17 protein-coding genes and 1 pseudogene are annotated in these 23,994 nt (G+C 58.8%); 10 read left to right on the top strand and 8 right to left on the bottom strand.

Annotated elements, in window-relative coordinates; all coding sequences use genetic code 11:
* Positions 1-149 precede the first annotated feature (149 nt).
* Positions 150-2,732, top strand: a complete 2,583-nt coding sequence (locus tag C487_RS02865) for a PD-(D/E)XK nuclease family protein (RefSeq protein ID WP_006184171.1) — start codon at positions 150-152, stop codon at positions 2,730-2,732.
* Positions 2,725-5,622, top strand: coding sequence for a UvrD-helicase domain-containing protein (locus tag C487_RS02870; RefSeq protein WP_006184172.1), 2,898 nt, complete (start codon positions 2,725-2,727; stop codon positions 5,620-5,622). The genes C487_RS02865 and C487_RS02870 overlap by 8 nt, the downstream gene beginning before the upstream one ends.
* Before the next feature lie 251 nt (positions 5,623-5,873).
* Here the strand turns inward: C487_RS02870 and C487_RS02875 are convergent, their stop codons facing one another.
* Complete coding sequence (locus C487_RS02875; protein WP_241431056.1) at positions 5,874-6,656, bottom strand: hypothetical protein; 783 nt, start codon at positions 6,654-6,656, stop codon at positions 5,874-5,876.
* 206 nt (positions 6,657-6,862) lie between these two features.
* Here C487_RS02875 and C487_RS02880 point away from each other — a divergent pair, with 206 nt between their 5' ends.
* Together C487_RS02880 and C487_RS02885 are read left to right on the top strand one after the other, a co-directional pair.
* The gene (locus C487_RS02880; RefSeq protein ID WP_006184174.1) at positions 6,863-7,333 is read left to right on the top strand and encodes a hypothetical protein; all 471 of its coding nucleotides are present in this window, start codon (positions 6,863-6,865) and stop codon (positions 7,331-7,333) included.
* Between the two features lie 744 nt (positions 7,334-8,077).
* The gene (locus C487_RS02885) at positions 8,078-9,166 is read left to right on the top strand and encodes a DUF4268 domain-containing protein (protein WP_006184175.1); all 1,089 of its coding nucleotides are present in this window, start codon (positions 8,078-8,080) and stop codon (positions 9,164-9,166) included.
* A gap of 177 nt (positions 9,167-9,343) precedes the next feature.
* Here the strand turns inward: C487_RS02885 and C487_RS02890 are convergent, their stop codons facing one another.
* The 4 genes from C487_RS02890 to C487_RS02905 form a co-directional block, all read right to left on the bottom strand.
* Positions 9,344-10,468, bottom strand: coding sequence for a tyrosine-type recombinase/integrase (locus C487_RS02890; protein WP_006184176.1), 1,125 nt, complete (start codon positions 10,466-10,468; stop codon positions 9,344-9,346).
* A 367-nt stretch (positions 10,469-10,835) separates the two neighbouring features.
* Positions 10,836-12,461, bottom strand: coding sequence for a transposase (locus tag C487_RS02895; protein ID WP_049907839.1), 1,626 nt, complete (start codon positions 12,459-12,461; stop codon positions 10,836-10,838).
* A 366-nt stretch (positions 12,462-12,827) separates the two neighbouring features.
* Positions 12,828-13,025, bottom strand: a complete 198-nt coding sequence (locus C487_RS02900) for a hypothetical protein (RefSeq protein ID WP_006182437.1) — start codon at positions 13,023-13,025, stop codon at positions 12,828-12,830.
* Between the two features lie 182 nt (positions 13,026-13,207).
* A complete protein-coding gene (locus tag C487_RS02905) occupies positions 13,208-13,813 on the bottom strand; it encodes a hypothetical protein (RefSeq protein ID WP_006182438.1) in 606 nt (201 codons plus the stop codon).
* Positions 13,814-13,934: 121 nt separating this feature from the next.
* Between C487_RS02905 and C487_RS02910 the strand changes: the two genes are divergently transcribed.
* Both C487_RS02910 and C487_RS02915 read left to right on the top strand, forming a co-directional pair.
* Positions 13,935-15,338 (top strand): APC family permease, encoded by a 1,404-nt coding sequence (locus C487_RS02910; RefSeq protein WP_006184178.1) that lies wholly within the window; start codon positions 13,935-13,937, stop codon positions 15,336-15,338.
* Between the two features lie 66 nt (positions 15,339-15,404).
* A complete protein-coding gene (locus C487_RS02915; RefSeq protein WP_006182440.1) occupies positions 15,405-16,070 on the top strand; it encodes a potassium channel family protein in 666 nt (221 codons plus the stop codon).
* A 142-nt stretch (positions 16,071-16,212) separates the two neighbouring features.
* On the opposite strand, the gene C487_RS02920 is transcribed toward C487_RS02915, so the two are convergent.
* The 3 genes from C487_RS02920 to C487_RS02930 form a co-directional block, all read right to left on the bottom strand.
* On the bottom strand, positions 16,213-17,052 hold the full coding sequence (locus tag C487_RS02920) for a ZIP family metal transporter (RefSeq protein WP_006182441.1): 840 nt from the start codon (positions 17,050-17,052) through the stop codon (positions 16,213-16,215).
* Positions 17,053-17,148: 96 nt separating this feature from the next.
* Complete coding sequence (acnA, locus tag C487_RS02925) at positions 17,149-19,821, bottom strand: aconitate hydratase AcnA (protein WP_006182442.1); 2,673 nt, start codon at positions 19,819-19,821, stop codon at positions 17,149-17,151.
* A 243-nt stretch (positions 19,822-20,064) separates the two neighbouring features.
* Positions 20,065-20,316, bottom strand: coding sequence for a hypothetical protein (locus C487_RS02930; RefSeq protein WP_006182443.1), 252 nt, complete (start codon positions 20,314-20,316; stop codon positions 20,065-20,067).
* A gap of 458 nt (positions 20,317-20,774) precedes the next feature.
* Between C487_RS02930 and C487_RS02935 the strand changes: the two genes are divergently transcribed.
* The 4 genes and pseudogenes from C487_RS02935 to C487_RS02950 all read left to right on the top strand — a co-directional run.
* Complete coding sequence (locus C487_RS02935) at positions 20,775-21,170, top strand: universal stress protein (RefSeq protein WP_015299343.1); 396 nt, start codon at positions 20,775-20,777, stop codon at positions 21,168-21,170.
* A 66-nt stretch (positions 21,171-21,236) separates the two neighbouring features.
* On the top strand, positions 21,237-22,418 hold the full coding sequence (locus C487_RS02940; protein ID WP_006182445.1) for a sodium:calcium antiporter: 1,182 nt from the start codon (positions 21,237-21,239) through the stop codon (positions 22,416-22,418).
* Positions 22,419-22,577: 159 nt separating this feature from the next.
* Positions 22,578-23,330 carry a rod-determining factor RdfA gene (gene rdfA, locus C487_RS02945; RefSeq protein ID WP_006182446.1) on the top strand — a complete coding sequence of 251 codons (753 nt, stop codon included), beginning with the start codon at positions 22,578-22,580 and terminating at the stop codon, positions 23,328-23,330.
* Positions 23,331-23,332: 2 nt separating this feature from the next.
* A pseudogene (locus C487_RS02950) lies at positions 23,333-23,893 on the top strand (archaea-specific SMC-related protein); the annotation flags it as partial.
* Between the last annotated feature and the right edge of the window lie 101 nt (positions 23,894-23,994).

Below are 23,994 nucleotides of genomic sequence, written 5' to 3' on the forward strand. Positions count from 1 at the left end.
TTGCATTTCGCTACTCGGCCATCGTGTAGGCTCACTTTGCCCACTTGAGAGCTTGCGTGACATCCCAATCGTGGACCAATTGTGGGTGATAGCAATGAGGCACGCAACTGGCGATAATTATATACATAAATGCCTGAGTTGTTGCGGACGTGCCAATTACGCGGGCGAAACCAGTAGATACCCTCTACGACGAAGTCAGAAATTATGACCTCGTCATCGTTCCTGACGCGCCGCTAGCCAGTGGACTGAACCGACGTCTCGACCGCCCCCACCTCGGTTCGTTCGCTATCACGCCACGCCGACTCGCAGCGGGTCGTCGCGAACGCGCCGAAGATCGGAGCGCCTTCCTCGAACTCGTCACGACCACTGACCTCGACTGGAAACAAGCTGCCTACGCCATCGGCAATACCCTCCAGTGCTGGGAGCACCAGGGACGCGTCGAGGACGTTGTCGATTACGATGCGTACACCGATGTCGCGACTGAAACCACTGTCGAACAACTCTCCGCGCTCGATACGACCTCTCGTCGACTCGGCGAGTACCAGATCGACGACACCCAAGATGTCGCCGTCGTCGGCCACGAGCAACTCACCACCCTCGAACGGTCGATTCTCCCCGCGCAGCACGACAGAATCGATCCATTCGCCGATACCGCATTCGACCGTCCCCCGTTCCACATCTTCGAATCAAGTACGGCGATCGTCGACGCCGTGCTCGGTGTGGTCACCGCCGAGAATGCGGAGGACGTCGCGGTCGTCGCGGACCGTGGCAGCGAATACTCGACGCTCGTGGAGAGCGCGCTCGAAGCAGCTGGCATCCCGTTTATCGGTGGCCCTGGATTCGCCGACGACCCACACCATCGCGGATTCGTTCAGTTCCTCCGCGCGGCCACCCGTGGGACGGATACGCGCGTGAAGACAATTCGGTCCGTTCTCTCTCGCCTCGAGATTGCCGTCGACGTCGAACACGACGATAAACGGCTCCAAGATGTCGACGCCGAGAGCCTCGCGTGGTTTCGAACGTACTGCGCGGAAATCGAACACACCACATTCGCTGCCGCGCTCACCGAGTACGAACGACAGAGCGGGGCCAGCCTCGACGCGTTCCGTGACGAACTCGAGGCGCTCGGCATCGCGAACGACGACGTTACAGAACGAGCAATCGATCGGCTCGAATTCTATCTCCAGAGCTATGAGGTGCCCGTCGACCGCGAGCATGACGGCGTCCTACTCGCCGATGCAAAATCCGCGGCGTACGTCGACCGCCCCGTCGTATTCTATCTCGGCCTCGACGAATCTTGGACCCACTCCCCACCTCGTCGCCCGTGGGTCGATCGTGATGCCGAATTCACGCGAAACCTGTCGCAGTTTCAGCTCCTCCTCCAGAACGGCGTCGAACAGTACTACCTCGTCCAGGATACGGTCGGTGGCTCACCCGCGACGCCGTGTCTCTACTTCGAGGACCTCCTCGAAGACGACTTCGACCGCTTCAGCGACCTCGATGCGGTGACCCACGGTCGAACGTTCGGCTCGACCGAGGACGGCTTCGAGAAAGAATCGCTCGCCGTGACGCCGACCGAGCTCGACACCGTCAGTCAGTCCAGCCTGAGCACGTACGTCAACAGCCCACGGGACTACCTCTTCAGTCGTCTCGTCGACGGCCCTGACAAGGACTACTTCAAAGAGGGGAATCTCTTCCACGACTTCGCCGAGTTCTACGTCAATCATCCCAACCAGATCAACCCGGAGATCATCGAAGAACTCGTGGACGTGATGCTCGACGAGACGGCGTCCTTCGTTCGGCGTGTCGACCGACCGACCCGGCGGACAAAGTACCAGGTCGGGCTCGAAACTATCGTCCAGCTTCTCGACGACCGCGTCCCAGAGGGCGACGACCTACTGACGCCGAACAGCGGATGGGGAGGGAACTTCTTCGCCGACCACTTCGATCGGTCCGTCGACTCGCCGTTCACTGAGCGCTGGTTCGAGAACCAGGCACTCGGGCTGAAAGGCAAGATCGACCTCGTCCACGGGCCGAACCACCTGTTCGACTACAAGAGCGGGAGTCGAAAACGTGCATCCCAGGTCGTCAAGAACTCCACACTCAACCCGCCGAGCGACACGCCGAACTTCCAAGCCCTCCTCTATCTCGCGCACCGCCGTAGTGAGCGTACGGACGAGCGCCTGCAGTTCACGTTCTTCCACTTCCTCGAAACGCTCGACGACGTCGTCGCCGGCGAGGCGAACCTGGACGACACGCTGTCGACAATCGAGTATCATCCGATGCCGTTCGTGGATCACGCTCGGTCGCAAGCGATGTTCGAGGAGCTTCGCGACGACGGTGCGAACAACTGTCAGAAGACACTCTCGAAGATCGAGTACGATGACTATCGAGTCGTCTTCGAGAGGGCACCGCTGCCGGTGACCCGTGACAGCGACGAACTCATCGACTCTGAATTCGGGCAGGTGATGCAAACCCGTCTCCTGGAGTGCGTCGGTGAGTACAAGTACGTCACATCGGGTTGCAAACAGCTACTGCGCCAGCTGGCGCGCGTTCGGAGTCGCAACTACTTCGAAGAGGACCTCGACGCCTTCGAAGGGTTCGTCACCGAGCGCATCGCCGAACTGAACCGTCGCCGCGCCGGTGAGGAACGCTTCCCCGTGAACGGGCTTGCCGGCGAACCGAACTACCGCCGCGTGGACAACCGCGACCTCCTCATCAACCATGACTGAGCCGAACCCCCAACAGCAGGAACTGATCGACAGTACTGATGGTCTGTACCTCGTCGACGCCGGCGCGGGCACGGGAAAGACGTTCACCATCACGCGCCGCTATGCGAATATCGTCGACCGGGACGACGTCGCCCCCGAGGACGTGCTCTTGGTGACGTTCACGAACAACGCCGCGACGGAGATGAAGGACCGAATCGTCGGTCACTGTGAGTACGGGATGCGGGATCTCGCTGACGCGCCGATCCAGACGTTCCACTCGCTCTGTCACGATCTCCTCCAGGAGCACGGATATGACGCGCCGACGCATCTCGGGATCGAAGACCGCATTACGGGGTCGACGCGCATCGTCGAGGACGATCTCGTCGAGGAGGCGCTGTTCGGCGAGTTCATCGACCGATTCAGCGACGACCACCCCGAGTACGACGACGTCTTCCGCATTGTCTCGAACCCGACCGACCTTCTCGGTCTCGTCACCCAACTCGCTTCGAAGGGTGTGTTCCCGACGGCAGACGGCTGGTTTCGGAACGGAGAGCGCTATCTCGATGGAGATTTCGAGTCGTTCAAATCACTGTTCGACGCGGTGAACGAGCCGCAGAACGGCGGGAGCAAGCAATCGCAGCTCCGGGCGAAGCTTAGCCGCTACGGGAAGAACAAGTGTTACCTACCGGACGCCCCCGAGAAGGCCGAAATTCGCGGTCAGGGGACGAAACACGTGCCGGACGCCGTCGCCCGGATGGTATTCGACGCCGACCGCGAGGAGCTCAAGGAGTTCGTCCACGACGTCTACTTCGAGTACCTGCAGTTCGCGCTCAGCCGGAACTACCCGAACTTCGGTTTCCTCCAGTTGTTCGCGTTCGTCCTGCTCTGTGAGGACCACGCGCTCCGTGAGGAGGTGGCGTTCGACTACGCGATGGTCGACGAGTTCCAGGACTCCAGCGAGATCCAATTCAAGCTGACGCTCCTACTCGCGGGCACGAACAATCTCTGTGTCGTCGGCGACTGGAAACAGAGTATCTACGGGTTCCAATACGCCGAAGTCGAGAACATCACCGCCTTCGAGGACCGCCTCGGCCGGTTCGTCGACGAACTCAACGCCGATCACGAACGCGTCACGTTCGACACACGGCCGATTCACACCGTCGAACTCGTCGAGAACTACCGCTCGACCCAGGAGATACTCGACTTCTCCGAGCACGGGTTGCTCGTCCCGGCGGCGAGCAGCGACGACGTCGATGTCGAGAGCGTTCGCGACCGGATTGTCTCGCTCTCTACCAACACTGAGCACGAGAACACGCGAATCGAAGCGATCGCGAGTCCGGAGGAACACGAGTCAGTGGTCGCAAAGATTCAGGAAATCGTCGGCAACCACGCGTATCGGGTCGAAGACGACAATGGGTCGCTTCGGATGCCTGAATACCGTGACATCGCAGTCCTCACCCGGACACGGGAGTTCGGTCGTGACTTGCTGCAGACCGCCGAGGAGTACGGCCTTCCGATGGCGTACGAAGGTGGGATCGAACTGTTCCGCACACCGCAGGCGAAACTACTGCTCGCGTGGCTTCGTATCCTCGAATCCGACGCCGACCGTGGGTGGGCGGTCGTGCTCGAGGAAGCGGGGTACACGCTCGACGAGATTCAGCACGTCCTGGAGTCCGACGCGTATCCCGAGAACATGCATTCGTTCCGTGAGGAGCTGGCAGCACTGGAGACGCTCGGCGGTGTGGCCGAACGCGTCTTCTCGCGGTACGGGTACGACGGCGCCACGGCCGACGTCGTCCTCCACACAATTCAGTCAGTGCACACCGCGACAACGCTGACGCGCGGGGATCTCATCCGGTTCATCGAGCGGGGTATTGAATCCGGGAGTACCCACGACGTCCACGCGAACGCGGGCGCGAATTCGGTAACGGTCCAGACGATTCACGCGGCGAAGGGCCTCGAACATCCAATCGTCGTGCTCGCGAACATGAACAGTGGCCGGTTCCCGCCGTCTGGCGGGAGCGGTGGGACGATCACGTACCAGGACCCGGTCGGACTCCGACAGCGGAAATGCTATGCCGAGGCCGACGGCCTCCCTCACGTGTACGATACCTGGCGGGCGGACGTCCTGCGCCGGTGCCTGCCCCGCGAGTACGACGAGGAGCGACGCCTGCTCTACGTAGCGATCACGCGAGCGGAGAGCCACGTCATTTTCTCGGGCGGTGAGGATCCAAACACGTTCCTCGAAGAACTCCCGGTCGATATCGAACCATGGGAAACCGAACCTGAGTCAGGTACCGTCGACGAGACCGAACAGACGGAGTTGCTGATCACGGTGCCGACACCGGACGGACCAGTTGGACACTCGCCGCACTCACTGATGCGTGAGGACGTGTTCGAGGACGTCGACGATGGGATGGGGAAGGCGTTCGGCACTGACGTCCACGACTTCGCGGAAGCGTACGCACGTGGGGAGGACGTCGAACTGGACCGTGACGACCGTGGGTGGAGTGATAAACAGCACGTGCGGTCGTTCCTCGACGGGCTTTCAGGCGACCTGCTCGTCGAGGAAGATGCCTACCTCCCGCTGGACGTCGACGGGACTCGCGTGATGATCTCGGGGATCATCGACCTCGTACACGTCCGTCCCGAGCGCGTCGAGGTGGTCGACTACAAGACCGACCGAGGGCGACACGCAGAAACTGAGTATCGAAAGCAGCTCAGCGTCTACTATCACGTTCTGCGGGCGCTGTACCCCGACCGTGAGGTTACGGCGTCCATCTTCTATACCGTCGACGGGGTCCGCGAAGAGATCGACCCACTTTCACAGAACGACCTGGTCGATGTCGTGAAGGTAGTGTCGGAAGTGGAATCGATCCAAGCTACACCCCAGTTAGGTGGCTCCCGCTGAGTCGAATATCGGAACCGGATTTGTCACTCAAGTCTTCTGGTAGTGGGTCTGGATTCGATTTAATCTTAGGATTAAGATTAACTGCATCTTTCGTCCTGATAACGGACCGCGTCGTTCTTGATGAGGACCTATTCAATCCAGTCGAACCTACCGCTTGTTTCTCGGACTAGATGACTTTCGATTGGCTACGCTGATGTCCAGCACCAACGATATGCCTAACCTTAAGATTAGGATTAATATTAAAACCAGTCTTACCGTTGTTCCCACCCTGGTCTTGGCGACCCTGGAAGATCGTCTGTGGCGTCGAGTAACTCATCTTCAGTCGCCCAGGGGTAACACCGTCCGTGTAGCTCGAAGAGACGAAAGTCGTTCAGATGCACCCAGCTGTACGACGGGACGTCGATATCATGTTCCTCGAGCTTGGTCGTTACCGCATCGACCGAGATGTCGATCCCAGCTTGGTCCGCACGGTCGACGAGTGCGTTGAGTTCCGCCGTCTTCGTCTCGTCATCGATGTCGGTGGCGGCCATGATCTGTGCGGCAGCAGCGATCACATTGCGTTCATCGGTGAGATGATCTTCCGTTTCCCACTGGTAGGCTCGCGGGAAAGCGTACGCTTTCTCGAAGTACTCCGTTTCGCCGAGTTTGCCGAGTTCGTTGATTTCGCCGCCCGCGTCCTGCTCGAACACGCCAGCGACGTAATCGCTGAGCGTCGCCGTGATGTGGAACTTCACGCGGAACTCTGGGAGCCGGGGAAGGTCAATGTCCGAGAGGTCCCCGATGAGGAAGGCATACGTCCCGTATCGGCGGTTGAGCCGGTCACTGACTGCCCGTACTCGACGAATGTACGGGTCACGATAACTCCCGAGGACGAGATACGCGGTCTGGTCCCGGTCGTAGATCGCCGGCGTCTCACTGTTTGCCCACGAGAGGATTCGCACGGCCTCCGTTGTCCCGACGTCAAGCCCGCGTAAGGCCTGCTGCACGGCCTCCATGATTTCACCCGAGTTCGGTGGTACGGATGGAGCACTCATAGGCAGGGACAGTACTGGCTGGGTGATAGGTGTTTCTAACTGACTCAGTAATTCGGCGATTCTATTGACTTGTTCAACCCAAACTGTTATGCAGTCGAGCCCGCTACTGTATAGNGATAGGTGTTTCTAACTGACTCAGTAATTCGGCGATTCTATTGACTTGTTCAACCCAAACTGTTATGCAGTCGAGCCCGCTACTGTATAGTATGAGCGACACGGCCCCGGAGGGGTTCGAGAATCCCTTTGCAGAGCAGCAGCGAATGCGTGACCTGCTCTCCCAGGAGACGCGCCACCTTGTCCTGCAGTTGATTCTCGGCCACCCAGCTCACCTCACGTCGTTGGCCGAACTCGACTACATGATCCCGAAGAACGAGGCGGCCATCCTCGACCAGCTCGAGACGCTGCAAGAGGCAGGAATCCTCGACGTCTACGTACATGAACCCAGCACGTCGACGCGGGATCTCCCTTCGAAGTTCTGGGGGCCGACCGAGCGCGGGGTCGAGATCCTCTACGAGCACAACTTCCTGCGGGGCGTCCCGATTGCACGGGCGGTCTACGAGGAGACGCAAAAATCCGAGCGGGTGCAGCGCCACGAGGCTGCACCGCGACCGACGCTCCCTGAGGCCGTCACTGAAGCCCTTGAGTTCGACGAGCCGGAAGAGGCAGAGGCTCCCTAGCGATCCGTTAGGTGGATAATGGGGGTGCGCGGGTTCGCTTTGCCTTCTGATGGACTGGCACGCTGAACGCGGGATCTGTCGCTGCTATCGGTTGACTTGGTGTCGAATGGCCGTGAGCGCAGTTTCATCAGAGCAGATATTCATGATGCCTATCCCGTGACTGTTCACTAAGAGCTACCATGGTAGCTCTGAGCTACCGCTATCTAGCCACCTTGATCTGAGGCTACAAGCGAGAAGTGATGTCCTTGGCTCTGTAGTTTCGCTAGACAGAGGTCGATTTGGGCCTTTTTGCCCGGTATATTTCTGCTCTAGTTACTCGATTTTTAGTCACGTCCAGCGGTTCTTCGAGTCGAATTTCGGGAAAACCGAGAGACAGCGACGGATGCGGAATATACGTTCATCTACCGACTGGTTCGGAGCGATTTTCCGTCAATTGTAGCGCCGCCTAGCGAAACTACAGAGCCATGTCCTTAATTCTAATCTTAATCTTAAACAGAATCAAGAAGCTTATAGACGCTAGTACAGAAAGGCGGCTTCCGAACGTGCTATTGTATGTACAAGGGTAGACTTCGACAACCCAACAACGTCTACTCGACTACCGATGATGTCGCATCCCACACCCCCTCGTTTTCAGATGAACACGTGGACTGGCAATAGCACTGGGCATTGTCAACCGACGTGCCCTTCCAGACCGTCTGGTCGGCGGGGGAAGAGCCTTTGAGCGGCCACTCGCATCTATCGCTAATGTCATTGATCGGTTTCCGCCGTGAGGACGACGAGATAGAGTACCTCGAGGAGGTGGCGTACAGCGAGGAGCATTTGGAGGATGACCTCCACGAGGTGATCCACAGCGACCCGCGGTTGGTGATGGGGACGCTCACGACCCGGGAGAACGTCATCCTCGGGAGCAAGCCCCAATTGCCGACCGGCAAGGAGCCAGACCTGCTCGTGTGCGACAAGCGAGGCACGCTCACGACAATCGAGTTCAAGCGCGACCGGTCGCCGCGCTCGGCAGTGACCCAGTTGTTCGACTACGCGTCCTCAGTAGCCCGGTTGGATCAGGACGAATTCTTCGACCTCACCGACTACGAGTCGTTGACTGAACTCTACGAGGCGTTTGACCGCGGCGAGGACGCAGAGTTCGATATTGACGACTTCGAGCGGGAGTTCACCGAGGGGGTGGAGTCGCCCCAGCTCATGCTGGTTGCGTACACGATCACCGACGACGTCCGGCGGATGACCCGCTGGTTGCGGGACGCCCACGACCTGAAGATCAATTGCGTCGAATTCGACTACTACGAGAAGGACAACGCCGAGATGTTCGTCCCGACGATCATCGGTGCCGACGAGACGCAGGAGATCAAGGAGCGGGAGGAGTCGCCCAAACGGCAAATGTACCGGCGGTTCTTCGGCGAGGTACTCGGGCGCTTCAAGGATGAACTCTCCGGGGTCACGAGCAAGAGCGCCGGCGGCGACAGCTGGCTCACGATCCCAACCGGGCACACCGACGTCGAACTCGTGTGGCACTTCAAGGGCGATCCCGGCGACAAGGAGCTACACGTCGTGATGAACTTCCAATTTGACGACCGCAAGCGGAACGAGGAGCTGCTGGAGACGGTGCTGTCGTCGATCGACAACCGCTCGTTGGACGTCCCGGAGGAGATCCACTCAGAGGAGTATGGCAGCAGCGGGTACACCCGGCTCTACATCGGACGGGAGGTCGGTCGACTGGATGACGCTCTGGACGACGAGGAACTAAAAGCGTGGGGCGTTGACCGGATGGCTGAATTCCACGAACAACTAACACCGGTCTTAGACGAGGAACTGCGATAGACCACCGGGCGAGCGTCTAACCATATCCGATCTATATTCGTTGCCGACAATGGTCGAATCACCGGACTTGACCGATTTCCCTTAGGATTAACCTTAACATTAGCATTAATGGCTGACAGAGGCCCCTCATTCTCATTAACCAACAATCACCATTCAAATGGAATGGCGTTGGTTAATTCATTCACCGAGTAGATCGTCGACCTCCTGCGCCGTCTCTGCTGCTTGGATATCGGAGTAGGATTCGTGGGTTGTCTCGATGCTCGCGTGCCGAAGCGCTGATTGGGCGAGTTCAGCGTGGCCGCTCGCGTAGAGTTCGTGACCGAGTCCTCGGCGGGCACCGTGTGGTTTCAGATAGTCACCGTCGACGTCGAGGTCAGCATCCTCACACAGGCGTTTCATCAGGTTGCGAGCGCCGTTCGTCGAGAGTGCCGGCGGGACGACGTCGTACTCTCGGAGCACCGTATCGACGTCGCTGCGCTCCAGGATGGTCTCGATCTCGTCGTCCGGCACGCCCTTGTGGGCCAGCTGCTCACGGACGGCGCGATATCTCGATGGGGCGTGTGCGCTGGGGAAGACCGGCCACTCGTCGGTCAGGGGATCGAGGACGGTCCTGTACCGCTCAAGAGCTGTTGCGGCTCGCTCGGGGAGCTGGGCGTATTCGTACTCGCGTGACTTCCCGAGAACGCGGACGGCACCGGCGTCCAGCTGCACGTCTCCCCACGTGATGCCAGTTCGCTTGTCGTCTGAGGGTTCCGCGAACACCTCGGCTCCGCGGACGCCTGAGAGCCCAAGGAGATAGACGATGGCTCGGTCGCGAAAGGCTCGTTCACGGGTCACGTCCGCTTTTTCGTCGAGGGCGTGGTCGACGCGCTCGTCGACGTAGCGCATGATCGCACGCCGTTCCTCCTCCCGCCAGAACTGCCGATCGGCATCGCCGAGGTCCTCCGGAAGTTCGTCAGTCGCGCGCTTGGCCTTCGCTGGATTCGCATCGAGGTGTTCGTCGGCAACGCAGAACGTGAGGAACGCGCGGACGTACGCGTAGTAGGTGGTCGCAGTGCTCGCTTTCAGGTCACCGTCGCGAGCCCGCTGTTTGAGGTGCCGCGCGTACCGTCGACAGTCGAGGACGTCCAGGTTCTCGAGGCTCGTCACGCCCCGTTCCTTACGCAGCCAGATGCGCCACGTCGCGAGGGTGGACTGGAAGTTCTTCCGGGAGTTGCCGGCCTCGACGCTGTCGAGGTACTGCTGGATGGCCGTCTCGATGGGTGTTCCCCCGGGTGTAGCGTCGTCCTCGGCGGGTTCCATGGTTCGTGCTCGACCGACGGCGGCGGGGTAGGTAAATCTACTGTGTACAACTGGCGTAATACACAGTGAATGCCGTAATCTTAATTTTGCCAAATTCGTACGTTCTGGGGGATGAGGTGCCCGAATTGCTAATTATAAACTGTATATGGCGATATGAACTCCCGTTCGCTCTTGAGTCACAACCTCGGAGGATGGGCTAGTTTTGGGTCAAATCTCCGTCGACTCGTGATGCTTCCCACTGAACAAGCGTCGATTTCGGACCTTAGCGGCCGTGTCTATCAAGCGAGCATGGGAAATTACGCGGATTCTGGCGCTGCTGAACGGTGTTGCCACTCCCGAGTGGCGAGCCCAGTGCGGAATCGGTCGCTCAGTCGGGTGGTATCAAAGCCGAGGCGACGATCTCGACACACTCACCGGCCGTCAGCACGGGCGCGTAATTCATTTCGCCGTCGACGCCCGCTTTCAGGAGAAAGTCCGTCAGCCGCCAGATATTATACAGTAACACCGCGAACACGAAATAGAACAGTCGAACTCGATAGTCCTTTGAGGACGTTTTCGCCAGAAAATCACCCTTGATACTCTTGTACTCGTTTTCGATCTGCCACCGATGGCTATACCGCCGACAGAAGGTTTCGGCCTCATCTGGCCCGACTCGGAGGTTCGTTGCGAAGACAGTAGTTCCCTCACCGCTCGTTGACGGAACGTACAGAAACCGCATCGGATGCGAGCCGGCCTCGACGTGGACGGACGCGGATTCAACAGCGACCTCCTGGTTGTCCTCGTCCATCCGATCGATTACCTCGCGCTCGGAGCTGGTGATGCGCTTCGGGATGAGGTAGTTTACGTCGAGATTCGAGAGGGTCTGAAACACGCGCATGGAATCGAACTCGCGGTCGCAGAGGACCGTCTCGATGGGGACGTGCTCTTTCGCCCGCTTGACAAGCCGACGGACGACCCGGTGAATCCGGTTCGGCGGGTTCTCGTCCCATGCTGAACTCTCACGCACCGGCTCGACAGCCAGGACGAGCGGGATATTCCATCCGACAATCGAGAGTGTGGCGAATTTGAACGCCCGCCCCTCGCCGTCTTTCGTCCCGCTCACCATCGGCATCTCCTCGACATCCCCGTAGTAGGGAATGGTCGTGATGTCGATCGCAGCGGTCACTGGACGGTGGAACGAGGCTTCCGAGGCGATGACTGAGAGCAAGCGGTCCGTCGTCTCATTAAATCCGTTCACGAGATATTTGGGCTCGAATTGTTTGACGGCGCGGAGGTGGGTGTCGCCATGTGGGCCGTAGTCCTCACCACGCCGATACTGGAAGCGCGCGGCTCCTTGCGCGGTACCGCACCGAACCATCCCCATGAAGGTCTGCAACTCGAAGAACCGCGTGTCCTCGTAGGAGGCGTTCGCGGCACGGCCAGACTCGAAGTAACCGAAGGCGTGATCACGGGCGAGTCGCGTCGTCTGGACAATCTCGTCCTGTGAGAACGATTCATCCTCCGCTGAGTCCTCCTCTACTGGAGGCTCGTCGACGATCTCTGCTTTGGGTCGAATCTCAGGCGCAGGAATGTCGAAATCATGGACTTCCTTGACGACGAAGTGGGCCGCAGTCTGCACGTATTCGTGGACGGCATCGTCGAATCGATTCCGCCACGCCCGCGAAAATGCTGATGCGTCAGGGACACGGCTGAATCCCAAGAGAGTGGCCACCTCTGGTTGCCGTGATAGTCGTCGAGTGAACGCGGCGTAGGAGTCGCCCGTAATCTCCATGAAGACGAACGCGAGGACCATCGCGTGAAAGGAGAGTGGGGAAGGATGCCACGCTGGATAGCCATCTTCGATGGTATCAATCGAGTGATCTAGGTTCTCAAATATGGTGATGAGATCAGCATCTTGGAGATCGTTTCGGATGGCGATCCCAAGCTGGTACGCTTCACACAGATAGCGCGTTCGCGGACTCTCACTCGGGTGCGAGTTGCCAGAACCACTCATGTAAGGTACTGCGGAAGTTTACAAAATCAACGCTTCGAGTGTGGTGGGGCCTTCACCTGTAGATAGTCTGTGACCGACCGCCACAACAGATCACTTGAGTAGCGGGTTTCCGATACCGGCGGAATACAGTAGTGGCAACGATATTGCTGAATTGGTGTCATTCACGGTTATGTCCTTGAGTCCACCATCTTTGTCGGAACTGAACGCGGTCGAAGGATGCTGGAATCAACTGCTAGACTGGTTCAAACACCCGCTCATACCTAACCTGTCCACGCTGAAAGAGCATATTTTGAGAGGACTCAATGTGGTCAACGAACTATACCTCTGGACGCATTTGACTGGTAAAGAAATTCGTCTTAATCACTATCAGAAGTCGTGTTCGGCCGGGCCCGCGTCAGTCTTTTGTATGATGATCGTGTCCTCTCGGACACGGACATACACCTCGTCGCCGATATCCATCCCCGCGACCGCTAGCTCGTCCTCGTGAAGGTTGATGTGCACGTTGTGGACGTGCCCATCCTCGTCCTTCGCGCCGCTGGGACTAAGCGTCTTTTTGCGTACCATCGCCGTCTCCTATACGCCGAGTTGGCGTGTTGCGTACATAACTGTTCCCCACGGCCGCTGTTTCTCTTGAGGTAGTCTGCCGGCCTTGGGTAACGGCCCGGACCTGGACCTCATCCTTCCAGCCGATACTAACGTCATTTCGAGGTTCTCTGTAGCAGTAGATAGTAGCGCCATTTCTTTATTTAGAACTGGTAGTAACTCCGATAATAGCACAGGTAGATGATTGAGTGCTCGGCCAGGTGAACGAGGGCGTCGTTAGGGTTCGAGACGTAGAGTTCCTCGGCGTCTGGGTCCCATTTCACGTCGACGTTATAGACGGGTCGCCACTCACCGTACTGGTTGGTGACACGTACGAACCACTCACCGTCGTTACTTTTGGGCCCGTCGTAGGTGTTCTTCTTATGCACGTTGATGAACTGCGTTTCTGTGTAGTACGGCATGCTGGAGTAGGGTTTCCACTCATCCTGGATGGGAATCGCGTTGTAATCGGAGAGGTTCGTGATGTAGACACCGCTTGTTGTGGAATACCGAAGCGATTGCGAGGGTGACAGTGTAGCCCGCCCGAGGTCGACTGGGTAGGCCGGGTAGTCGTTCTCGAAGTAGCCAGTGTAACTGACATCCGCGGGATCGACATCCACGTCGTTGTTCGCGAGGACACGATAGGTTTCGTCGTAGGTCTTATCAACACCAGGCTCGGCGCTCGGAATGTCATAGATTAGGTCGAGACCCGCGGCGTAGACAACGGTGATGGGTGCGATAACGAGGCTGGTCGCTAAGAGGACGGTCACGAAGAGACTGAATCGCTGTGACCGGCCCCGGAGAGCGTTCGCGAGGGGACTCGTTGTAGGACAGAATTTCAGCGAATCGTGGTGGTCGGTTATTTAATCCCAGATCCGATATTGGCTAACGATGGGAACGGAGCAGGGAGATCGATCACCGGCTACGAGTTTAGGGCTGCTGGACGCGACGATGGTCGGCATCGGCGCGATGATCGGTGCGGGAATCTTCGTCCTGACCGGGCTCGCTGCCGACATCGCAGGCCCAGCTGCGCTTCTCGTGTTCGCCCTCAATGGGGGTGTCACCACCTTCACCGCGTTGTCCTACGCTGAACTGGCGAGCGCGATCCCGAAGAACGGGGGCGGGTACGCCTTTGTCCGCGAGACGTTCTCCTCGCCCGTCGCGTTCGTGATGGGGTGGACCCGGTGGTTCACGTACACGGCCGCCGGTGCGCTGTACGCGCTCGGCTTCTCGTCAAACTTCGTCGGGTTCGTCCACCTCTACTGGACGGGGCTGCCGTCAGGGCCGGTCTGGTACGTCGGCTACGCACTGCTTGCTGTCGTCTCGTTCGTCGCGCTGAACGCCCTCTCGACGGAGGCCAGCGGTGGCGCGGAGACGCTCGTGACGCTCGTGAAGATCGCGATTCTCGGGGTATTCATCCTCTTCGGCATCAGTGCCGTGTCGTCGGCGACGTTCTTCGGCATCGACTCGGGAACAACGCCGAGTCTGTCGGATTTCTTTTCGAACGGGGCGATGAAGGTTCTGCCGGCAATGGGGCTGACGTTCATCGCGTTCCAGGGATACGATCTCATTGCGACGGTCACCGAAGAAGTCGAGAACCCACGGAAAAACATCCCACGAGCGATCTTCATCAGTCTCGGCGTGACGGTTCTGATCTATCTCTTGGTCGTCGGCGTCGCTCTCGGGACGCTCGGGGCGCCACGAGTGGGTGAGGCCGGCGAGCAGGCGGTCCTCGAGGCTGCGATCAGTTTCATGCCAGACATCGGCCTGTTTGGCGCCTCGATTGGGGCAGCGCTCATCGCGTTCGGCGCCGTCTTCTCGACGATCAGCGCGCTCAATGCCGTCGTAATCGGCTCCAGCCGCGTGGCCTTCGCTATGGGTCGAGAAGGACAGTTACCGACCCGGTTCGGGAATATTCACCACAAGTACGGGACGCCGTTCGCAGCACTGATGGCGAGTGCGGCAATCATGCTCGTGGCGACAGTCTTCGCCCCGATCAGTCTCGTCGGCAATCTCGCGAGTCTGTTCTCCCTGCTCGGATTTACTGTCGTGAACCTCGCGGTGATCAAGCTCCGCCGAGAGCAGCCGCATCTCAACCGGCCGTTCGAGATTCCGTTCTATCCGATTCCACCGATCCTCGGCTGCGTGCTCAACCTTCTCCTTGCTGCGTTCATTTCGCCTCTGACGTGGGCTATCGCGGTCGGATGGCTCCTGTTCGGTGCCGTCATCTACGTCGGGCTCAACCCAGCGCAGATCCGTGGGATCCTCTCAAGAAACCATCGACTCGGTGACTGAACCCAGTACGGAGTCGGATATGAGAAAGACACGTACTATTTTTGTGATCCGGATTCAAACTCAGCTATGAGCAGAGACCTTCGCATCGTCATCGTCGGTGGTGAGCACGTCGGGTACCATACTGCACAGCGATTAGATAATCGCGGCCACGACGTCATAATCATCGAAAAGGACGAAGACCGTGTGGAGTTCCTGAGCGACCAGTATATTGCCTCCGTGATCCAGGGGGATGGGGGTCGCCCGAGCGTTCTTCGAGAAGCGCGCCTAGAGCAAAGTGATGTCATCGCGGCGCTCACAAGTTACGGTGCGATGACAAATTTAGGGATCTGTATGACGGCCCAGCGGATCGCCCCGGATATCAAGACGGTCGCCCGGATCGACCACGGCGATCACGAGGAATACGAGGAGATGATCGACGCAGTCGTGTACCCCGAAGAGTTGGCCGCCCACGCAGCAGCCAACGATATCATCGATGTTAGCGGCGGTGGTGTGCGGACGATTGAGGAGGTCACTAATCAGTTGGAACTGATCGAGATTGAAGTCGCCGAGGGAGCGCCAGCAGCTGGAAAGTCATTAGAGGCAGTTTCGTTCCCCCGAGGATCACTCGTCGTCGCCGAACAGAGCACGGGGTCGTTCCCGGGGCCGGATATGGTATTTGAACCCGGCATCCAGTACATTTTAGCAGTCCGAACAGACGTGACTGACGAGGTAGTTCGACTTCTCCGGGGATAACGGAGGGAGCGACGCACAGCATGCACCGCACGTCGAAACTGCTCCGGAGAGAGCCGGCTATACGCTCGGTCGACAATAATGCTCTGGATGCCTTGTTCGAGAATCCCGACAGACATCTTTTGATGGCTTAACGGTGGATAGCTCAAACGTACAACAGCGGCACCATCACTACGCCCCCGACAAGGGCTCCACCTGCGAGTTCGCGGTAGCCGCCGTGAGGAAGGTCGACACCGGTTTCGAGGGCTTCGGGAATAAATTCCGTGAGGACAAGGTAGATCATTGCACCCGCAGCAAAGCCAAACCCAAACGGGAGGAACGCCTGAGCCCAACTCACGAAGGCGAAGGCGATAACGGCACCAATCGGCTGCGGGAGGCTCGAAAACACTGCTGCGCCGACCATACGCCACTTTGATAGTCCCATCTCGCGCATCGGAATCGCGATTGCAGTCCCCTCAGGGATGTTGTGAATCGAAATAGCGAGCGTCATAAAGACGGCCAACAGTGGTATTGCGACGCCGAAGACATCCATCCCGCCCCCGATGCCGAGTTCTGCAAAGGAAACGCCGACGGCGACACCTTCGGGGAAGCTGTGGACAGTCAAGATCCCGAGAACTAACACTAACGTCTTCAGGTCGCCGTCAGCAAACGCTTCGGCTTCCAACCGGGTATCGTCGTCATCCTGATCGCTTGTAAGATCAATTCGGTCGAGTACACGTTCGGAACCTTCGACCAGGACAACCCCAGCCAAGAGACCAGCTAGCATCAGCATCGGAAGTCCCTCGTCGGTGTACTGCAACCCCTCGCTAATCAGGCCGAACAGCGACGCTGCGACCATGATGCCAGAGGCAATCCCCCAGAGGCCAACATTCCATCGGTCACTGAACTCCTCGACAAAAAAGAACGGAATAGCCCCCAACCCAGTGGCCAGCGCAGTTGCGAGACCGGCAACGAACACGAGCGTGATGTTGCTCAAGAACCCCATAGTGGATATGTACTTATCTCGGCAAAGAAGCTTTGGAAACACAATATCTGTTTTTGACAATCCTAAAAATCTGTTATAGAGACTATTCTCGAAACGTTACGAGTCGGTCAGGAGCTGTCGAAGGACGTAGTGCAGAATACCGCCGTGTTCGACGTATCGCACCCCAGCAGGGGTCCCAACCTGGGCCGTCACCGGGAACTCCACAGTCGATCCGTCCGAGCGCTCTGCGGTAACCGTCAGTTCGGCCATCGGCTCCAGCCCGTCGTCCAATCCGCCGATGGTGAATACCTCCGAGCCGTCTAGGCCGAGGGATTCCCAGGTGTCGCCCTCGTCGAACTGCAACGGCAGGACGCCCATGCCGACGAGATTGTCCCGGTAGATGCGCTCGTAGCTCGCGGCGATGGTCGCACGAATCCCGAGGAGGTCGGTTCCCTTCGCCGCCCAGTCACGACTCGACCCGGTCCCGAACTCTTCGCCCGCCATCACGACGAGGGGCGTCCCATCATCGCGGTAGCGCTGGCTGGCCTCGAAGACGGTCGTCTGCTCACCCGTCGGGTGATGAATGGTGTAGCCGCCTTCGACGTCGTCGAGCATCTGGTTCTCGATGCGGACGTTGGCGAACGTCCCACGCATCATCACCTCGTGGTTGCCCCGGCGAGCACCATAGGTGTTGAATTCGTGGGGTTCGACGCCCTGCTCCTGAAGCCACTCGCCGGCGGGTACGTCGGTGCTGAACGGGCCGGCTGGACTGATGTGGTCGGTGGTGACGGTGTCACCGAGCGTCATGAGACTGCGCGCGTCCTCGACGTTGTCCACGCCGGGCTTCTCGATGGGGAAGTCCTGGAAGAACGGCGGGTCGCGGATGTACGTCGACTCTTCGTCCCATTCGTAGACGTCGCCGGTCGGGGCCTCGAGGGCGTTCCAGTTCTCGTCGCCTTCGGTGACGGCGGCGTATTTCTCCTGGAACATCTCCTTGTGGACGCTGGCTGTCATGACCTCGTGGATCTCCTCCTGGTCGGGCCAGATGTCCGCGAGGTAAACCGGCTGGCCGTTGGGATTGTATCCGAGCGGGTCCTCTTCCATGTCGATGTCGACGCGGCCCGCGAGACCGAACGCGACGACCAGCGGCGGGCTGGCGAGGTAGTTGGCGCGGATCTTCGGGTGAATGCGCGCCTCGAAGTTGCGGTTCCCGGAGAGCACGCTCGTCGCCCAGAGGTCGTGTTCGTCGATGGCATCCTCGACGGAGTCGGAAAGCGGTCCGGCGTTCCCGATGCAGGTCGTACAGCCATAGCCGACGACGTGGTAGCCGAGCGCCTCGAGGTCGCCGAGCAGATCCGATTCCTCGAGGTACTCGGTGACGACCCGGCTCCCGGGGGCCAGGCTGGTCTTGACGTGCGGCGGGACGTCGATGCCGGCCTCGACGGCGTTCCGGGCGAGTAGCCCGGCAGCGATCATCACGGAGGGGTTGGAGGTGTTCGTACAGCTGGTGATGGCGCTCACCGCGATCGAGCCGTCGCCGAACTCGGTCGTCCGACCGTTCGGCATCTCGATCTCGTATTTTTCGTCGAGGTCGCCGTCGTCGACCTCGTCTGCGAGTAGTTTGCGGAACTGCGTTTCCATGTCGCCCAACGCAATGCGCTGGTTCGGTTCGCTCGGCCCCGAGAGGCTGGGCTCGATGTCGCCGAGGTCGAGTTCGACTTCCTCGGTGTATTCGGGGTTCTGCTCGCCGAACAGTCCCTGTTCGTCCAGGTACTGCTGGACGACATCGATGTGGTCGGGATCGCGCCCGGTGAGTTCGAGATACTCGAGGGTGGCCTCGTCGACCGGGAACATGCTGATGGTCGATCCCTGTTCGGGTGCCATGTTCGAGATGGTCGCCCGGTCGGCGACGGTCAGCTCGGAGACGCCGGGCCCGTAGAACTCGACGAACCGATCGACGACGCCGACCTGCCGAAGTCGTTCGGTGACGTGAAGGACGAGGTCAGTCGCCGTCGCCCCGTCGGGGAGTTCACCCGTGAGTTTGACGCCGACGACCTCGGGGAGGGTCATCGTAATTGGCTGGCCGAGCATGGCCGCTTCGGCTTCGATGCCGCCAACGCCCCAGCCGACGACGCCGATGCCGCCGATCATCGGTGTGTGGCTGTCGGTTCCGACGAGCGTGTCTGGGATCAGCCAGTTCTCGCCGTCCTGCTCGCGCTCGTGGACGACCCGCCCAAGATATTCGAGGTTCACCTGATGGACGATGCCCGTTCCCGGCGGGACGACGCTGAAGTCCTCGAAGGCGTTCTGGGCCCACTTCAGCGCCCGATACCGTTCGCTGTTGCGCTCGTATTCGAGTTCGACGTTTTTGTCGTAGGCGTCTTCGCTGCCGAAGTAGTCGACCTGGACGCTGTGGTCGATGACCAGATCGATTGGGACCTCGGGTTCGACGAGGGTTGGGTCGCGGTCCTTGCGTTCGACGGACGACCGGAGTGCGGCAAGGTCCACGACGGCGGGGACGCCGGTGAGGTCCTGGAGGACGACCCGTGAGGGTTGGAACGGGATGTCGGCGTCGGACACGTCCGGTTGCCAGCCAGCGAGGCCACGGACATCGTCCTCGGTAACGTCCTCCCCATCGACGTTTCGGAGGACGGATTCGAGCAGGATTCGGATGCTGACCGGCAGGTCATCGAGGTCACAAAGGCCCTGCTCTTCGAGGACCGTGAGGTCCGCTATCTTGTAAGTCGTTCCGTCGGCTTCGAACTCGCGGATCGCCTCGAATGGATTCATAGCTTGGAAGATAGTTCAGTGGGTGTCTCTTTATAACTGTGGATACCGCGGTGCAGCGGGGTCACGCTCTCTCTGTTCGGAGTCACACTCTGTTCGATGTCACGTGATGTTCGGGTCGAGGCGCTCGCGCTCGATTGGCCCGAGAACGACGAGAATCGGAACGAAAAGCAGGCCCGCAACCACGAACGGCGACTAGTACGCCACCGCGACGTACAGCAGCCCAGCGACTACTTGACCGAACGTTCAGGCGAGACCGCTGGCCGATGGCGTGAGTCCGAACGCCCCACCTTGGGCCTCGACAGTCGCGTTCAGCGAGACGTTCGTGAGCGCGTTTTCGACCGCGAGCGGTGTCGAGATCACGGCGAGTGCCACCGCGCCGGACTCGACCGGACCGATTGACGGAACGAACGACCACGATAGCGAGAACGGAACAAGTACGAGCGTCACAACCTGGATCGCCGCGCCGGCGAGCGCGAGATGGTATTCACAAGTCACAAGGGCGGTTGCTCGGTAGTTGAATGAGGAGTGTAAGTGTTGAATCGATATCCAAATAGAAGCCAGCTCGCTCACTCTCATGGCGAACGTTCGCTCGCCCACGTTCGAACGATTGGGACTTGAAGACAGCTCAGAAATCCAAGTACGGATTCCGCAAGATTCGAATCACTTGATTCCGGAGCTCGAGTAGTTTCGAGGAGAGTACTGACCGATTCGCGTCTTGGCGAAGTACTTGGAGGAGAGAAGCCTATGCATTGAGACGATCAGCCTCAACTTTTGGTATTACTTGGTTCGTCGTCGAGGACTTCTATCAGATAGACGATCGGAGCGGCCCGGTTCACAGACGACATGTTGTGATTCGTGGTTAACTATCACACAATGCCACGAAATCCCCGAATCGGGTGTATTGGGAGTCTCGGTGCCATCGTTTTTTAGTTGATCGCGTACTCTGCTCAGTCATGTATGTGTTAGTGCCGATAGACGGATCCGAATGTAGTCGTCGTGCCCTCAGGCACGCAGTCGATGTTGTCACAGCTCGTACTGGTAGAATCGATGTGGTTCATTTCACGGATATTCGTACCGAGGCGACCGACGACGTTATCGAGGCTGCGGAGGAGATTTTTACGACGGCCGGTGTCGAGGGCGAGACGGAGATCATCACGGACACTCAGGTGAGTAAACCCCGATCCTCGACACACATCGGGAAGCGTGTTCTGCAGCTCGTCGATGACCGCGAGTACGACCACGTGATTATGGGGCATCATGGGACTGGTGCCGTAGGAGAACTCATTCTTGGGAGTACGGCGAAAACCGTGATTGAGGCTGGTACCGTTCCTGTCACTGTCGTGCCCTGAGTGGATGTGGGTACTCACGAGCCGCGGACATAGAACCGCTTAACTGACGGGCTACAGAACGCTGAGATGATGATCGGTGGCACTCTTGAGCTACCCTTGTTGGTCAGCTTTCGGGTTATCGAAAATCTTGGATTGCTTATCACGTCATTCCTCCTCTTGTTACTCGGCGCCGAGATCTTCACGAACGGTGTCGAGTGGCTTGGACATCGACTGGGTGTCTCGGAGAGCGCAACGGGTTCGATTCTGGCAGCGGTCGGGACGGCGCTTCCCGAGACGATGATCCCGGTGATCGCTATCATCCATGGGTTTCTGACGGGTGATACTGCAGCTGCAGACCATGTCGGCGTTGGGGCAATTCTTGGAGCACCGTTTATGCTCGCAACGATTGCTATGTTTCTAGTTGGGGCAAGTGTTCTGTACTTCTCGGAACGACGCCTTCACGGTCAGGAGTTTCACTTTAATGCGGCCGCAACGCGCCGTGACCTCCGATTCTTTCTCATTGGGTTCTCTCTGGCGTTGCTGGCCGCTGTTCTCCCGTCGAACCTGTCTCTTGGACCAGTCCCTGTTACCGTCGGGATCGCAGGGGTGCTGGTCGGACTCTACGGTCTGTACGTGTATCGGTCGCTCCAGCACGGCGAACTTATCGCAGATGACGGACTCGACTCGCTGTATGTCGGCCGCATCGTCGAACGAAGCGAGGATCTTCTGTCGGATACTGCTTCATCAAGCAATCACGGTAGTGACCCGCATCGCGGGCTGGTCTTCGTCCAGACGCTTCTCGCACTGGTCATTATCGTCGCCGGCGCCCAACTGTTCGTAACTGAGGTCCAGTATTTCTCAGTCACCGTCTTGCATTTTCCCCCTGCCATCTTGGCGTTATTACTCGCACCACTCGCCACCGAGCTCCCCGAGAAGTTCAACAGCATCATCTGGATTTCGCGGGATAAAGACACTCTCGCGATCGGGAACATCACCGGGGCGATGGCGTTTCAAAGCACCCTCCCTGTGATGCTCGGGGTTCTGTTCACATCGTGGAATCTCACATTTACGTGGGGCACGACTGGCTTTTTGAATGCCTTCTCGGCTATCTTGGCGCTACTGAGCGGGGCGATTCTGTACCACCGAGCGGGGTCGGTCGGGGATGCAAATATGCAACCGTTGCCCTTTTTCGTAGGCGGAATCCTGTATCTCATCTTTATCATCGTCGTTCTATACCATGTTTTTTATCTGGGTATCTCCGTCAGTTGAGATCCTCACTGATTGGGATACGGTACAGCACATATGAGACCGATTCAAGCTGAACTTCATCTCGTCCGAGACAGGTCGCGGCGATAGCTCGTCGATCCAAAGAGGGAGAGTGACCACGTTTATTAGCGGGCAGACCCTGTCTTCCGGTAGAACAAAACAATGGGATGCAAGGTCGACCCCATCATCGAACGCCACTCGCTGACCGTGCCTGATCCGGGCTACGAGTCGGTCGACGAGTATCTGGTGGCGCGATGGACTGGTGCTGACGGGCGGTCTTCTGTCGGGTACAAAACACTCACCGAATGGTTCAATAAACGGCTATTGAAGCGGTTATACGAAGATCACAGTCGAGACACGGTAAGTGCACACCTCGATCGCGAGTACGAGCTCATCACCGGCGACGAGGACCTCCAACGGGATGAATTGGCGGCGGATATCGCGACGGATGGTTTCGATATCGACGAACTCGCCACGATGATGGTATCGTGGAGTACGATGCGGCACCACCTCAAGGACTGTCTCGGAGCCGAGAAAGACACGTCCACCGCAGAGACGGATTGGGAGTCGAACACCGTCCAGATGGCCCGAGAACGAGCGACAGAGAAAGCCCAGTCAGTCCTCTCGTCCCTCCATTCGAAGAACCGCCTTCGGGACGCAGACCAGGCCGAGGTCGATGTGCAGGTCAAACTCCGCTGTCCGGAGTGTTCGGTCCGAGTGCCATTCGAGGATGCAGTTGAGCGCGGCTACGTGTGTCGTACGCACGCCGAAACTCCGTCTGAAGAACCGGAGAGGGAGCGCGTTCAGAATCAGTATTCGTCGCTGGCACTCTCGTACGTCGCCATAGAGGCGCTTCAGGCGGTGGTCTCTGGAGAACCGTTCCTCCTCGAAGCTGCCACGATCGCTGCTTTCTAATCATGACGTGGCATCTTTCCCTGACGAACATCGCCGGGATCCGACACGGTGAGGCCCATATCGAGTCAGGCATTAATGCTGTCCGCGCCAGTAACTGGCAGGGAAAGTCCAGTTTCCTCGCCGGTATCCAGACTGCATTGGGCACAGCAACACCCCTGACTGAGGGACAGGCCTCCGGGGAGGTCAACTTGCAGACCGACGCGGACGAAATCACGATCCAGTTGGAACGGACCAACGGGACCGTTTCTCGCTCCGGACAGCCCTATCTGGCAGAGGAATACGATCGTGTCTGTGCAGAGCTGTTCGCGTTCCTGGACGAGGACAACGAGATCCGGCAGGCCGTCCGAGCTGGCGAGAACCTGGAAAACCTTCTCACACGCCCCCTGGATTTCGAGAATATCGACGAACAGATTGCCGATCTCCGTCACGAACGTGAGCAGGTCGAGCGGGAACTCGATCGAGCGGACAAGGCTGCTGATCGACTCCCGGATCTACAACAGCAGGTCACGAGCCTCGAAGACGATCTCGAAGAATTGCGTGCCGAACGTGATGAACTCGAGGAACATCCGTCTTTAGTTAAGCCTCACACCTCGGTTGTGTAGTGGTAGCGAGCGTCTCTTGTAAGATTGGTCGTTGCTTGTGGATCTTCTGAGCGTCTTCGATC

It is taken from the genome of Natrinema pallidum DSM 3751, assembly GCF_000337615.1.
GTDB classification, from domain to species: Archaea; Halobacteriota; Halobacteria; order Halobacteriales; family Natrialbaceae; genus Natrinema; species Natrinema pallidum.

Bases quoted from the DNA above. Each gene is read 5' to 3' on its own strand.
- C487_RS02885 (WP_006184175.1), top strand. From the start codon at position 8,078: ATGTCATTGATCGGTTTCCGCCGTGAGGACGACGAGATAGAGTACCTC.
- acnA (WP_006182442.1), bottom strand. From the start codon at position 19,821: ATGAATCCATTCGAGGCGATCCGCGAGTTCGAAGCCGACGGAACGACT.
- C487_RS02890 (WP_006184176.1), bottom strand. From the start codon at position 10,468: ATGGAACCCGCCGAGGACGACGCTACACCCGGGGGAACACCCATCGAG.
- C487_RS02875 (WP_241431056.1), bottom strand. From the start codon at position 6,656: ATGAGTGCTCCATCCGTACCACCGAACTCGGGTGAAATCATGGAGGCC.
- C487_RS02935 (WP_015299343.1), top strand. From the start codon at position 20,775: ATGTATGTGTTAGTGCCGATAGACGGATCCGAATGTAGTCGTCGTGCC.
- C487_RS02940 (WP_006182445.1), top strand. From the start codon at position 21,237: ATGATGATCGGTGGCACTCTTGAGCTACCCTTGTTGGTCAGCTTTCGG.
- C487_RS02910 (WP_006184178.1), top strand. From the start codon at position 13,935: ATGGGAACGGAGCAGGGAGATCGATCACCGGCTACGAGTTTAGGGCTG.
- rdfA (WP_006182446.1), top strand. From the start codon at position 22,578: ATGGGATGCAAGGTCGACCCCATCATCGAACGCCACTCGCTGACCGTG.
- C487_RS02915 (WP_006182440.1), top strand. From the start codon at position 15,405: ATGAGCAGAGACCTTCGCATCGTCATCGTCGGTGGTGAGCACGTCGGG.
- C487_RS02870 (WP_006184172.1), top strand. From the start codon at position 2,725: ATGACTGAGCCGAACCCCCAACAGCAGGAACTGATCGACAGTACTGAT.
- C487_RS02880 (WP_006184174.1), top strand. From the start codon at position 6,863: ATGAGCGACACGGCCCCGGAGGGGTTCGAGAATCCCTTTGCAGAGCAG.
- C487_RS02895 (WP_049907839.1), bottom strand. From the start codon at position 12,461: ATGAGTGGTTCTGGCAACTCGCACCCGAGTGAGAGTCCGCGAACGCGC.
- C487_RS02900 (WP_006182437.1), bottom strand. From the start codon at position 13,025: ATGGTACGCAAAAAGACGCTTAGTCCCAGCGGCGCGAAGGACGAGGAT.
- C487_RS02920 (WP_006182441.1), bottom strand. From the start codon at position 17,052: ATGGGGTTCTTGAGCAACATCACGCTCGTGTTCGTTGCCGGTCTCGCA.